Here is a 13,109-nt window from a genome sequence, read left to right on the forward strand (position 1 = left end):
CAATGACGGAGAATGTCATGACCCCGACCAGATATCGCACGGCCGACGTCGACGGCTTCAAGGTGTTCTATCGCGAGGCCGGCCCCGCCAACGCGCCAAAGCTTCTGCTGCTGCACGGCTTTCCAAGCGCCGGCCACATGTTCCGCGATCTCATCCCATTGCTCGCCGACAAGTATCACATCGTGGCACCGGACCTTCCCGGCTTCGGCCAGTCCGACATGCCCTCGCGCGACAGCTTCCGCTACACCTTCGACAACGTCGCGCGCGTCATCGAGCGCTTCACCGAATTGATCGGCTTCGATCGTTTCGCGGTCTACATCTTCGACTATGGCGCGCCGACCGGCTTCCGGCTCGCACTGCGCCATCCCGAGCGGATCACGGCCATCATCTCGCAGAACGGCAACGCCTATGAGGATGGCCTCAGCGACGGCTGGACGCCGATCAAGGCCTATTGGCAGGACCCGTCACCGGCCAACCGCGACGCGCTGCGCGCCTTCCTCACGCCGGAGGCGACGCGCTGGCAGTACACGCATGGCGTTGGCGATGCGACCATGGTGTCGCCGGACGGACAGAACCTCGACAATTTCTACCTGGCGCGTCCGGGCTCGGACGACGTGCAGCTCGATCTGTTCGGCGACTACAAGAGCAACGTCGCGCTCTATCCGTCATTCCAGAACTACTTCCGTACGCACAAGCCGCCGTTCCTGGCGGTCTGGGGCAAGAACGATCCGTTCTTCATCCCGCCCGGCGCCGAGGCGTTCAAGCGCGACAATCCCAACGCGGTGGTGCAGTTCTTCGATACCGGCCATTTCGCACTGGAAACGCATGCAAACGAGATCGCAGAGAGCATTCGCGATTTCCTGGGCCGGCTGCGGTAAAGCGAAGAGATCGCCAGGGGCGGGCTACGCAGCCTAGAATGGCAGAATCCGGTTCAGCAGTTCGAGCAAGGTGCGCTGCTCGGGCCCGCTGAGCGGCGCGAGCATCTTTTCATTGTAGGGCTCCGTCAGCCTGGCCGCCTCGTGAATGAGCTTTGCACCCTTTGGCGTCAGCATGAGCTCGACGGCCCGGCGATCCGCCTTCGAGCGACTGCGCTTGATGAAGCCCGATGACTCGAGCTCATTCAGGATCTTGATCAGGTTGGGCAGGCGCAACCGGAGCAGGCTTGCGAGGCTGCTCGGGGGAACGCCGGGATTGTCGCGAATGACGACGAAGATCGCATAGGTCGCAGGCGTCACCCCCAACGCGGCGAATTCTTCGTAAAAGCCCTCGAAGAATTTGAGCTGCGCCAGCCGCAGCATGAAGCCCGGCGTCCGCTGGAGCGCCTGCAAATTCAACGATTTCTCCGGCTGCTGACTGGACTTCACTGGGGGTCTCACGTGCTCGGGATCCTCAAGCGGGGCGGCCAAACGTCCACCGAATTGACTCCGTCCAAAATAGATATAAAATATAACTATAATTGAGCGGCACCAAGACCGCGTACCGGAGGGAGACAATGAACAGCAAATTCCTGCATAAATTGTGCATTTCGGCCTTGATGCTGGCTGCGGCCCCGGCATTCGCCCAGGACGCGGTGAAGATCGGCATCCTGAACGACCAGTCGGGCCCGTTCGCGAGCTATCAAGGCATCGGTTCGGTCGTCGCCGCCAAGATGGCGGTCGAGGATTTTGGCGGAAAGGCCGGCGGCAAGCCGGTCGAGGTCGTCGCGGCCGATCACCAGAACAAGACCGACATCGGGATCGGCATCGCAAGGCGCTGGTACGAGAACGAGGGCATCGATGCGATCTTCGACATCCCAAACTCGTCGATCGCACTCGCCGTCGCCGGCATGAGCGCCGAGAAGAACAAGGTCTTCGTCGGATCGGGCGCAGGAACAGTGCTGCTGACCGGCGAAAAGTGCACGCCGAACACCGTGCACTGGACCTACGACACCTATGCCTACGGGCGCGGCCTCGGCAAGGCGATCGTCCAGCAGGGCGGCAAGAAGTGGTTCTTCATCACCGCCGACTATGCCTTCGGTCAGGATCTGGAGAAACAGGCGGCGGAGGCCGTGAAAGCCTCCGGCGGCGAGGTGCTCGGCAGCGTGCGGCATCCGCTGGGAACGGCCGATTACGCTTCATTCCTGCTCCAGGCCCAGGCTTCGGGCGCGAACGTCGTCGGCTTCGCCAATGCCGGTGACGACACCATCACGTCGATGAAGCAGGCCGCCGAGTTCGGGCTGACCAAGGACCACAAGCTCGTCGGATTGATCCTGGGCATGAACGGCCTTCCCGCGCTCGGGCTGAAGTTCGCGCAGGGCGCCCAGATCATGAACCCGTTCTACTGGGATCTGAACGACGGCACGCGTGCGTTCGCCAAGCGCTTCGCCGAGCGCATTCCGTCGAAGGCTTATCCCAACGACATGCAGGCCGGCGTCTATGCATCGGTCATTCATTATCTCAAGGCGGTGGACAAGGTCGGCGGCGCCAAGGACGGCAAGGCGGTCGTGGCGGCGATGAAGGAGATGCCGACAGACGATCCGCTGTTCGGCAAGGGCTACATCCGCAAGGACGGGCGCAAGATCCATCCGCTCTACCTGCTCCAGGTCAAGGCGCCGGAGGAATCGAAATCGGCCTGGGATCTGCTGAAGGTCGAAGGCACGATCAAGGGCGAGGATGCGTTCCGGCCGGAGAGTGAAGGCAAGTGCCCGCTCTCCAGTCAGTAAGCAGCTCCGGGAGGTCACGATGACCGGCATCGCGTGCAGCCAGGCCGACCCGTTTGCGCCTGACTTCCTGACAAATCCCTATCCCGCCTATGAAGCGCTGCGCGCGCTCGGGCCGGTGTTCAAGCTCGAGCGTTACGACGTGTGGGCCATGGCGGGCCATGCCGAGGTCGAGGCGGCGCTGAAAGACTGGAAGACCYTTATCAGCGGCGAGGGTGTCGGCCTCAACGGGATGAACCCCGCCCTGCCGCGACCGCTGACGCTTCAGATCGATCCACCCGACCACGACAAGGGTCGCCGAGTCCTCGGCCGCACCCTGTCGCCGGGCGTCGCAAGGCGGCTGCGCGAAACGTTTCAGCAGGAGGCGGAGAGGAAGGTCTCGGAGCTGATCGACAAAGGCACATTCGATGCCGTGACCGATCTCGCCGAAGCCTATCCGATGAAGGTGTTTCCGGATGCGATCGGCATCCGGCCGGATGGCCGCGACAAGCTGCTGGCCTGGAGCACATTCGTGTTCGACAGCTTTGGCCCCGAGAACGATCTGCTGGCGGCGTCACGACAAGAGGGTCTCGCGGCGCAGAGCTGGATCATGGAATGCTGCGCGCGAGATGCATTGCGGCCCGACGGGCTCGGCATGATGATCTACCAGGCGGCCGACGAAGGCGAGATCACCGAACACGAAGCAACCCATCTGGTGCGGCCGTTTCTGACCGCCGGGATCGACACCACCGTCAACGGCATCGGCAACACCGTTCTGGCGCTCGCAACGCATCCGGATGAATATCGCAAGCTCCATCACAGGCCGGAGCTGGCGCGCAACGCTTTCGAGGAAGGCCTGCGCTACGATTCACCGGTGCAGACGTTCTTTCGAACCACTTCGCGCGACGTCGAGACCGCCAGCGGCGTGATCCCGGCGCACCGCAAGGTATTGCTGTTCATGGCCTCGGCCAACCGGGACCCGGCTCGCTGGGACAATCCGGACCGTTTCGAGGTCGAACGCGTCGCGACCGGACATGTCGGCTTCGGCGCCGGCATTCACGCCTGCGTCGGCCAGATGATCGCACGTCTGGAAGGCGAGTTGATCTTTGGCGAGCTCGCCAGGCGCGTGAAGACCATCGAGCTCACCGCGGAGCCGAGGCGCAGGCTCAACAATTCCCTGCGCGGGCTGGAGAGCATGCCGGTCCGCGTGACGGCTGCCTAGGCGGGCGATGAGTAAAGTCCCGACGGGCGCCAGGTTCACCTCTCCCCAGCGGGGAGAGGTGAACTGAGGATGCGTCGAGCGCGCCCCTCAGTTCCGCGGAGCCGTTGCCGCCGCCGAGCGCGCCTGCCGCGGCGCGGCGGGTTCGGCGATCGGTGCCRCCGGCGCGCGCGAGCGCATGATGGCGGCGTCGATCTCGCCGATGACGCGGCGCTGGATCGCCTCGTTCTTGTCGATCGAGATGTGGCCGACACCGGTGCCGCGGACGTCGACATTGTCGAGCTTGCCGCGCAGGCCCGCTGCGGCTCGCACCGGCTCTCCGGGGCCATCGCCGATATAGATGTTGATGTAGCGCTCGGCGCCGGTCGAGAGCCTGGTCTTGAACACGGAATCGAGGCCGATCGCGAGCTTCACGGGAACGCCGAGCTGGTTGAGCTTGGCGATCATGTCCGGCAGCGCGGTCGCGCCCGAGGAATGGCCGACCAGGATGATGGTCTTGACGCGGCCGGCCCGGTAGTCGGCGGCGGCCTCATCGGCGAGCGAGGACCAGGACACGAAGTTGGCGACGGTCACCGGGATGCCCTGCGCCTGGAGGCGGTAGCCGATGGTGTCGAGTCCGAGCGAGAAGATGTTGAGCACACCGCGCAGCAGGTAGACATGCGTGGTCGCGGCCGCCGACTGGCTCGGCGCCGCCTTGGCGGTGGTCGGGCTCATGGCAACAGCTGACAGCAGGAGCAGGCCCATCGCCCAGACGCGGATAGTGGACAACTGGCTGGCGCCGGCGGTGTGACGGCCGTTCGGTCTCATCGGTCTTTTCCCTGGGGACAATACGCTTCGCGATTGGCCGGAATCGTAGCCACGGCCTGCCCGCAGACGCAACAAAGAGCCGCGTGAGCGGCAATCTTAGCAGCAAGCCGTGACCATCGCGCAACACTTGCTCGAAACCAGCCACCTAACGGCCTGTTTTGAGACCATTTTTCTCTCCCCAATTGCGGCCGGGCAAGGCCATTCCTATCTCAGGGCTCCGCTGACCCGCCCGCCCGGGCGAGTTCCAGCCCCCCTTCCCCAGCCATTGCTCCTCAGACTTGCGGCCATCATGTCCTCCATCATTTCCGTCGCCAATTTGTCGAAGACCTATGGGTCCGGCTTCAAGGCGCTCAAGAACGTCAATCTCGATATCAAGCGCGGCGAGATCTTTGCGCTGCTCGGCCCCAACGGCGCCGGCAAGACCACGCTGATCTCGATCATCTGCGGCATCGCCAATCCGAGCGAGGGCAAGGTCCTGGTCGGCGGCGAGAACATCCAGACCTCCTACCGCAAGGCGCGCTCGCTGATCGGGCTGGTGCCGCAGGAACTGCACACCGACGCCTTCGAGAGCGTGTGGGCGACCGTGAGCTTCTCCCGCGGCCTGTTCGGCAAGCCGAAGAACCCTGCCCATATCGAGAAGGTGCTGAAGGACCTCTCGCTGTGGGACAAGAAGGACAACAAGATCATCACGCTCTCGGGCGGCATGAAGCGCCGCGTGATGATCGCCAAGGCGCTGTCGCACGAGCCGCAGGTCCTGTTCCTGGACGAGCCCACCGCCGGCGTCGACGTCGAGCTGCGCAAGGGCATGTGGGAGGTGGTCCGCACGCTCCAGCAGTCCGGCGTCACCATCATCCTGACCACGCATTACATCGAGGAAGCCGAGGAGATGGCCGACCGCATCGGCGTCATCAACAAGGGCGAGATCGTGCTGATCGAGGACAAGGCGACCCTGATGCAGAAGCTCGGCAAGAAGCGGCTGACGCTGCATCTGCAGGGCAAGCTCGGCGCCCTGCCGGACAGCCTCAGCCAGTACAAGCTCGACCTCTGCGACAACGGCGCGACGCTGATCTACGACTACGACACCAAGGGCGAGCGCACCGGCATCACCAGCCTGCTCAGCGATTTGCGCAACGCCGGCATCCGCTTCAACGATCTCGACACGACGCAATCGTCGCTCGAGGACATCTTCGTCGACCTCGTGAGGACGTCATGAACCACCGCGCCATCCGCGCCATCTATCTGTTCGAAATGGCACGCACTTGGCGCACGCTGCTGCAAAGCATCGTCTCGCCGGTGGTGTCGACCTCGCTCTATTTCGTGGTGTTCGGCGCCGCGATCGGCTCGCGCATCAGCGAGGTCGAGGGCGTGAGCTACGGCACCTTCATCGTGCCGGGCCTGATCATGCTGTCGGTGCTGACGCAGAGCATCGCCAACGCCTCGTTCGGCATCTACTTCCCGAAATTCACCGGCACGGTCTACGAGATCCTGTCGGCGCCGATTTCCTATTTCGAGATCGTGCTCGGCTATGTCGGCGCGGCCGCGACCAAGTCGATCATTTTGGGCCTCATCATCCTGGCAACAGCCGGGCTTTTCGTTCCATTGCATATCCACCATCCGGTCTGGATGTTGACCTTCCTGGTGCTGACGGCGGTGACCTTCAGCCTGTTCGGTTTCATCATCGGGATCTGGGCCGACGGCTTCGAAAAGCTGCAGATGATCCCGATGCTGGTGGTGACGCCGCTGACCTTTCTCGGCGGCAGCTTCTATTCCATCGACATGCTGCCGCCCACCTGGCGCACGGTGGCGCTGCTCAACCCGGTCGTCTATCTGATCTCGGGCTTCCGCTGGAGCTTCTACGAGATTGCGGACGTGAGCGTATCCGTCAGCATCGGCATGACGACGGCGTTCCTGGTGATCTGCCTGGTCGTGATCTGGTGGATTTTCCGGACGGGGTACCGGCTGAAGAACTGACCCTCGCCGTCATTCCGGGGCGCGACGAAGTCGCGAGCCCGGAATCCATTCATCCACTTGCTCTGCCGTTCGATGGATTCCGGGCTCGCGCTACGCGCGCCCCGGAATGACCAGCAGCTCACCGATAGCAGTGGAAGCGGTGATAGCCGTCATAATAGCCGCGGCAGCGGTAATGGCGGTGATGTGGAATGCCGAACACGCCCTCCACCGCGCCCACGGCGCCGCCGACCCCGGCGCCGACCGCGCCTCCGACCACGCCGCCCACTGGGCCGGCAATGCGGTTGCCTTCATAAGAGCCTTCCTGGGCACCGCGCACGATGCCCTGGGCGTGGCTGGCTTGCGGGAGCGATAGCAGCGCGAGGAGGATGGCGACGGCGGCGAAAAGCAGGCGGACAGGTAAACCGGCCGGCAATTGAGCGGCAGCGATGCGAGCTTTGTTCATCTTCGATCCCAAGGAAAGTTTACGGGGTAAATGGCGGCGAAAGCCGCGCGTCAGGCAGGCCATGATCAACGCCAGGCGCGGCCAAATGGTTGCGTCTTTGTGACGAATTGTCGGCGTCGTGAACGCCCGGGATGCTCGCGAAAATGTCAGCACCGCCGCAGGCAGCGCGGCACAAAGCGGCCTTGCTTACGCCCGGCGTCGCGTTAACGATGGACGGGCGGGCCGCTGGAACGAAAGCCGGATTGCAGGCATAGTGCACACCGGGGGACGGAGAGCCGCGGCGCCTGCGTGAACAGGCCGGAGGCCAGGACTAAAATGGGTTTCCCTCAAATGCGTTTCGAGATGCGTTCGTTTTTCATTGCTTGTACTTCCCTGCTGCTTTTGAGCGCGGGCACAGCGCAGGCCAAGGTCGAGATCACCGTCGACAAGGACAATCAGCAGATGACCGTCGCCGTCGACGGCGTCGCGCGCTATCACTGGCCGGTGTCGACCGGCATCCCGTCGCGCGAGACGCCGAGCGGCGGGTTCCGGGCCTTCCGCATGGAAGAGGATCACTACTCCAAGGAATTCGACGACGCGCCGATGCCGCACGCGATCTTCTTCACCAAGGTCGGGCACGCCATCCACGGCACCGACTCGGTCGGCCGCCTCGGCTCGCCCGCCTCGCACGGCTGCGTGCGGCTGTCGCGCCAGAATGCATCGACGCTCTACGCGCTGGTGCAGCAGCAGGGCGTGCTCAACACCACGGTGACGCTGACCGGCTCGGCGCAGGTGGCGCTGGCGCGCAATCCGCGCGGCCGCAACCCCGCAGCGGTGGCCCGCGCCCCGCAGCCGGCCGAAGAGCAGTACGCCACATCAGGCGATCCCGTGAATCTGACGCCGCCGGCGCAGCCCGCCCGCCGCTACATGCCGCAGGACGACAACTACATCTATCCGGCCGACGGCAGCGACACCGGCGCGCGCTACCCGGCGCCGCGTCCGGCCAGCCGCCCGCTCTATGACGCGCAGGTCTATCAGCAGCAGCCGCAGCAATATTACAATCAGGGCTACGGCCAGCAGGGCTACTATCAGCCRCAGCCCCGCCAGTATTATCAGCCGCGCGGCGGCTACAATTACTACCAGAACTGACGCTATTGTTTGAGCATGATCCTTTCGGAAAACCGCTCCACACTTTTCCGGATCATGCTCTATCTGAACGCGGCGCTGCCGCGTTCGACGATTTTTCGCGCGGCGTCGACGAAGGCGCGCGCGACCGGCTCGAGGATCTCGGGCCCGGTGGCGCCGAGATCATCCGACGGCGTGTGGAAGCTGCGATGGCGGCCGGCCATGCCGAGGAAATTGGCGTAGCCCGCCGCATGCACGTCGCGCAGCTCGCCGACCGCCTGCTTCTCCGTCACCAGACGTTTGGCCGCGACATGGGCGAAAGCCTCGTCGGTGAGCGCAACAGCGGATTTGCTCAGCACGAGATAACGTTCTTGCTCGGGTCGCTCGATACGGCCCCCTTCCGCAAAGGCGTAGCACGCGTTCGAGGAGCCGAAATGAATCCAGGCCAGCGTATCCTTCGGCGCGGGCGCGCCCTGCTTCAGAAACAGCTCCATGCCGCCATGGCCGATCTCGTGGCCGGCGGTGGCGATGAAGACGAAATGCGCCGGCCATTTTTCCGCCGCGACGGTGCGCGCCAGCGCGAGGAAATTGGCGATGCCGGGGCCGCGCTCGCAGACGCAACTGTACCAGCCGGTCATCGGCGTGGAGACGACGATGGTCGGGTCGCGGCCAACGCCGGTCTCGGCGACGACATTGCGGCCCGCAACATCGCGCTGGTAGTGACCCTTGACGTCGAACGTCACCGATGCGCCTGACGCCAGCGCACGCTCGAATGTCGGCCGCGACCTGGCGCCGACCACGATCACCGGCACCGGCCAGGGCGCATCCTCCTGCGTGACGTTGTAGGCGAAGCGGTCGTCGGCGGGATTGCCGATCGTCAGCAGGATAGCCGCGGGCTTCTTCGCCGCGGCCTCGGTGATCGCGGCGCGATGGGCCGGACCAAGGTAAGCACCGCGGTCGAAGGGCAGGTCGAGCAAAAGGATCTTTCCGGCGACATCGCCGTCGCGCGCGAGCGACGCGGTGAGATGGAAGCTCGCCCTGTCCTGCGGAGGCCACCAGAACGGCGTCGCCTCGACAGACATGCCGGCCGTCTCGGCGCTGGCCTGCTCGACGACGTATTGCCGGCTGAGCACGACGGGCTGGAAGCTGACGTCGAACCCGGCCTGCTTCATCTCGCCGGCGATCCAGTCGGCGGTGGCGCGGTCGCCGGGCGAGCCGAAGCGATGCAGGCCGAAGGAGGCGTAGCGCTCGACGTCGGCATAGAGACTAGCGCCTGACAACACATCCCTGGCTGCTGCCTGCCCGATCATGAGAACGCCCATCGTCGCGATGAAGATAAGCCGCATGTGAACCACTCCCGGAACCGGTCCTTTTTGAGCACCAGTTTCGGCCTTCCGCKGCCGCCGTCAACCGCCCTCGCCGACCAGCACGAAGGGCGCCCACACGGCCGGATCGGCATTGCGCGGCGACGACCGGTCGGCGATCAGGGCCTTCATCGACCGGCGCAGCGCCTCGGCGCGACCGATGCCGGGATGCGCGGTAAGCTCGGAAAAGGCGCCCGTGGTCAGGCGCACGGCCGCATCGGAATCGACCGGCCAGTGCGACACCAGCAGGGCTCGCGCGCCGGCATAGAAGAACGCGCGCGCAAGACCCGACAGCCCCTCGGCGCCTGGCCTGTCACCGGCCGCCGTGTTGCAGGCCGAGAGCACCGCCCAATCGGCGTCGAGCTTGAGCTTGGCGATGCGGCTTGCGGTGAGCAGGCCGTCATCGTCGCTGGTCGGCCGGTCCGGCAGCGAGAGCACCAGCGCCGGCTCGCTGAGGCCGTTGACCTCGCCGGCGACGAGCCCGTGGGTGGCGAAATCGACGACGCGATATTGATCGAGCGGCAATGCGCTGACGCTGGTCACGGTCGCGGCCGGGCCGAGCTTGACGTCATCCTGCGGCGAGGCGCCGAGCGCGCGGGCCACGGCCTGGAGCTCGCTTGCGGTCTCCGGCAGCGCGGGAAGTCCTGTGCGCAGGCGGTCGAGATCGACGGTCGTGCCATCATAATAGCTCTGGTACGGCTGCACGCTGCGCCCTGCGCGCTTCTCCGCAGGCGTCCGCTGCAACACGGGATCGCCGAACCCGATGAACGGCTTTTGCGCGCGCGAGTCCTTGGCAAAGCTGCGCAGCGCGCGCAGGCTCGGCACCGACGGCAGCACCGTGATGGCGCGCTCGCCCAGCAGCCACGCCGCCTGCCGGTAGCGATCGGCGGACGCGGTGTCGGGCTTCCTGGTCACCAGCACATGAAACGGCAGGCTTGTGAGCGCACCGGCCGGGACGATCAGCAGTTTCGGCTTGCCACTGATGTCGACCGATATCGGCTCGAACAGCGCGGTGTAGAGTTCGAAGGATGCATCGAGATCGAATGACGATCGGGCGGCTTCTGGATCGGCGAGTCCAAGCCGCAGATGCGCGACGCGATCGCTGATCTCGCGGCTGCCGAGTGCGACCTGGCGCAACGCGCTCGCCTCGCGCGTCACGGCGAAAGCATAGGTCTTGTCGCCTGACGCGATGAACGCCACCAGCGCTTCATCCGGCTTCAACAAGCCCTGGGTCTGCGCAATCGACAGCGGCTGCGGATTGGACAATTCAGCATAGGCCGGAAAACTGCGATCGAGCTGGGCCGAGACGTCATCGAGCGATTTTTGCGTTTGCGCCGTCTGCGCACGCAGGCTGGCAATCAATGCGTCGTTACGCTTACCGTCCGCCTGGCCGAGCTCGGATGTCACGCGCTTGTCGAGCGTTTCGAGGCTCGCCTTGAGGTCCTGCTGGCGCCGGACCAGGCCGGCGATCGCGTCATTGCCGGCACCGAAGCGCGCCGCCATCTGCGCCAGCGCCGCACCGGCGCTGGTCTCGTGCGCGCGCTGCGCGGCGCCGAAGGCTTCGTCCTTCGCGGCGTTGTCGGGCTTGCCGTCCGCGACACGCCAGATCGCATCGATCAGCCAGGGATCGAGCGCGGTGAAACGGGTGAATTGCGCGTTGCGCTGTGCGTTGAGAACGGAGGCGGCAAGCCGCAGCCGCGCCAGCGCATCCGGCCATCTGCCCTCGCGCCGGTCGATGTCGGCGAGGTCGATCAGGGTGGCGATGGTGTCCTGATGAYGCGGCCCGAGCCTGTCCTGCGCGATCGCGAGCGCACGGTCGAGCCGGCCGCGCGCGTCGGCCATGTTGCCGGTCTTGAGGTCGAGCAGCGCGACACTGCGCAGGTCCTTGATGAGTTGCGGATGCTTGCCGCCGAGCACGCGCTCGTCGATCTCGAGGCATCGGACAAGATAGGACCGGGCTTCGTCCGTGCGGCCCATCTCCATCAGGGCCTGTCCGAGCGAGCCTGCCGCCAGCGCGCTCGGGCCACTGCCCTCGCCGAACTTGCGCTCCATCACGGCCAGCGAGCGGCGGTAGAGGCCGAGCGCCCGATCGTTGCGCCCCAGATTTGCATAGCTGTTGGCAAGATTGTTCAGGGCGCGTCCGACATCGGGGCTCTCGGCGCCAAAGGCTTTTTCGTAAATCGCAAGCACGCGCTCCTGGAGGCCGGCGGCTGCCTCGTTCCTCCCCTGCGCCGTATAGGCATTGGCGAGATTGTTCAGGCCGATCGCGGTGGTCGGATGGTTCGAACCGTAGATCCGCTCATAGGCCTGAAGCGTCTGCTGATAGAGTTTTTCAGCCTCGGCGTAGCGCGCCTCATGTTCGAGCACGGTTGCGAGATTACCGGTAGCGGCCGCGACGTTCGGATGTGCATCACCGCTGCGCGCCCGGGCGATCGCGAGCGAGCGCCGCATCACCGCCTCGGCCTCGGCGAGACGGCCCGCATCCATGTAGAGGTTGCCGAGATCGTTGAGCATCTTGTCGTAGTTCGGCGCGGCCTCGGCGTTCTGGCCAAAGCCGCGGTCGAGCAGACTGAGCCCCTGCCTCAACAGGCGCTCGCCATCGTCGAAACGCCCGAGCAGGCCATAGACATCGCCGAGACTGTCCATCGCGGAGGCGACATCGACGGGCGGCGCGTTTGCGGCCTGCAAGCCGGCGAGCACACGCTCGAAATAGTCACCCGCTTCCTTGTAGTTTTCCTTGTCGCGCGCGAGCCCGCCAAGCGCCGACAGTGTGTCGGAGAGACGAACATCGTTGGCGCCGAACGCGCCGGTGCCGAGCACCAGCGCCCGCTCGGCGACGGTGGTCGCCTCCGCCCGGCGGTCGAGCATGCCGAGCGATCCGACCAGGAGGTTGGCGGTGCGCAGCGTGGAGGCGACGTCGTTGTTGCGCTGCTTGATGGCGAGCGCCCCATTGAGCTTGTCGACAGCCTCCGGGTAGCGGCCGAGGTTGTGCAGGAACATGCCTTCGTTGTGCAGCACGCCGGCATAGTTCATGTTGTCGGCGCCCTGACGGCGGCGCACCAGGTTTTCCAGCTTTTGCGCGGCGGCCAGCCCGTCGGCCCAGCGCCCGGTCTGCGTCGCCGCGTTCATCTGCGCGAGCAGCGAATCAAAATCATTGCCGCGCTGGGCGAAAGCAGGTCCGGACAGGAGAACCACGAGGAAAAATGCGGCAAACAGGCGGGCGCGGTTCATGCGAAAATCCCGTCACGCGCGTCGAATGGCAATTTCGGGAGGATACGGCCAGCCATTGCCGCTGTCGACCGCGGGAAATCGCGCCAGTCTGTGCATGAATTGAGCAGCTGGCGACGCAGGAAAGCAACAGTCCCCAACCTTCAACGCCGCGGCGTTCCGGCCAAATTGACAACCTGGGGGTCGCCCGTATTGTCGTTTCAATTGTTTCTGGGAAATGACATGACACGCGAGCAGATTTCGGATTTCTGCGTTACTGCCCTGGCCAACATCCTGCGAATTTCGACAGATCGGGTC

Annotated in this window: 11 protein-coding genes; 6 read left to right on the top strand and 5 right to left on the bottom strand. The window is 65.0% G+C overall.

What is annotated here, in order from left to right; genetic code table 11:
• Nucleotides 1-17: 17 nt before the first annotated feature.
• Nucleotides 18-878: an alpha/beta fold hydrolase gene (locus ACXJL8_RS02075; protein ID WP_456622373.1), complete on the top strand. Its 861-nt coding sequence runs from the start codon at nucleotides 18-20 to the stop codon at nucleotides 876-878.
• A 33-nt stretch (nucleotides 879-911) separates the two neighbouring features.
• On the opposite strand, the gene ACXJL8_RS02080 is transcribed toward ACXJL8_RS02075, so the two are convergent.
• A complete protein-coding gene (locus ACXJL8_RS02080; protein WP_456622374.1) occupies nucleotides 912-1,364 on the bottom strand; it encodes a MarR family winged helix-turn-helix transcriptional regulator in 453 nt (150 codons plus the stop codon).
• Between the two features lie 128 nt (nucleotides 1,365-1,492).
• On the opposite strand from ACXJL8_RS02080, the gene ACXJL8_RS02085 reads away from it, so the two are divergent.
• Nucleotides 1,493-2,701, top strand: coding sequence for an ABC transporter substrate-binding protein (locus tag ACXJL8_RS02085; RefSeq protein ID WP_456622375.1), 1,209 nt, complete (start codon nucleotides 1,493-1,495; stop codon nucleotides 2,699-2,701).
• Between the two features lie 19 nt (nucleotides 2,702-2,720).
• Nucleotides 2,721-3,899, top strand: a complete 1,179-nt coding sequence (locus ACXJL8_RS02090) for a cytochrome P450 (RefSeq protein ID WP_456684532.1) — start codon at nucleotides 2,721-2,723, stop codon at nucleotides 3,897-3,899.
• 87 nt (nucleotides 3,900-3,986) lie between these two features.
• On the opposite strand, the gene ACXJL8_RS02095 is transcribed toward ACXJL8_RS02090, so the two are convergent.
• Nucleotides 3,987-4,703 carry a hypothetical protein gene (locus tag ACXJL8_RS02095; RefSeq protein ID WP_456684533.1) on the bottom strand — a complete coding sequence of 239 codons (717 nt, stop codon included), beginning with the start codon at nucleotides 4,701-4,703 and terminating at the stop codon, nucleotides 3,987-3,989.
• Nucleotides 4,704-4,992: 289 nt separating this feature from the next.
• Here ACXJL8_RS02095 and ACXJL8_RS02100 point away from each other — a divergent pair, with 289 nt between their 5' ends.
• Both ACXJL8_RS02100 and ACXJL8_RS02105 read left to right on the top strand, forming a co-directional pair.
• Nucleotides 4,993-5,916: an ABC transporter ATP-binding protein gene (locus tag ACXJL8_RS02100; RefSeq protein WP_456622378.1), complete on the top strand. Its 924-nt coding sequence runs from the start codon at nucleotides 4,993-4,995 to the stop codon at nucleotides 5,914-5,916.
• Nucleotides 5,913-6,674: an ABC transporter permease gene (locus ACXJL8_RS02105; RefSeq protein ID WP_456622379.1), complete on the top strand. Its 762-nt coding sequence runs from the start codon at nucleotides 5,913-5,915 to the stop codon at nucleotides 6,672-6,674. The genes ACXJL8_RS02100 and ACXJL8_RS02105 overlap by 4 nt, the downstream gene beginning before the upstream one ends.
• A gap of 118 nt (nucleotides 6,675-6,792) precedes the next feature.
• On the opposite strand, the gene ACXJL8_RS02110 is transcribed toward ACXJL8_RS02105, so the two are convergent.
• Nucleotides 6,793-7,116, bottom strand: coding sequence for a hypothetical protein (locus ACXJL8_RS02110; RefSeq protein ID WP_456622433.1), 324 nt, complete (start codon nucleotides 7,114-7,116; stop codon nucleotides 6,793-6,795).
• 342 nt (nucleotides 7,117-7,458) lie between these two features.
• Between ACXJL8_RS02110 and ACXJL8_RS02115 the strand changes: the two genes are divergently transcribed.
• Nucleotides 7,459-8,244: a L,D-transpeptidase gene (locus ACXJL8_RS02115; RefSeq protein ID WP_456622380.1), complete on the top strand. Its 786-nt coding sequence runs from the start codon at nucleotides 7,459-7,461 to the stop codon at nucleotides 8,242-8,244.
• A gap of 59 nt (nucleotides 8,245-8,303) precedes the next feature.
• Here the strand turns inward: ACXJL8_RS02115 and ACXJL8_RS02120 are convergent, their stop codons facing one another.
• Both ACXJL8_RS02120 and ACXJL8_RS02125 read right to left on the bottom strand, forming a co-directional pair.
• Nucleotides 8,304-9,566, bottom strand: a complete 1,263-nt coding sequence (locus ACXJL8_RS02120; protein WP_456622381.1) for a hypothetical protein — start codon at nucleotides 9,564-9,566, stop codon at nucleotides 8,304-8,306.
• A 60-nt stretch (nucleotides 9,567-9,626) separates the two neighbouring features.
• The gene (locus ACXJL8_RS02125; RefSeq protein WP_456684534.1) at nucleotides 9,627-12,815 is read right to left on the bottom strand and encodes a tetratricopeptide repeat protein; all 3,189 of its coding nucleotides are present in this window, start codon (nucleotides 12,813-12,815) and stop codon (nucleotides 9,627-9,629) included.
• Nucleotides 12,816-13,109 lie beyond the last annotated feature (294 nt).

This window comes from Bradyrhizobium sp. P5_C11_2, from assembly GCF_054049755.1.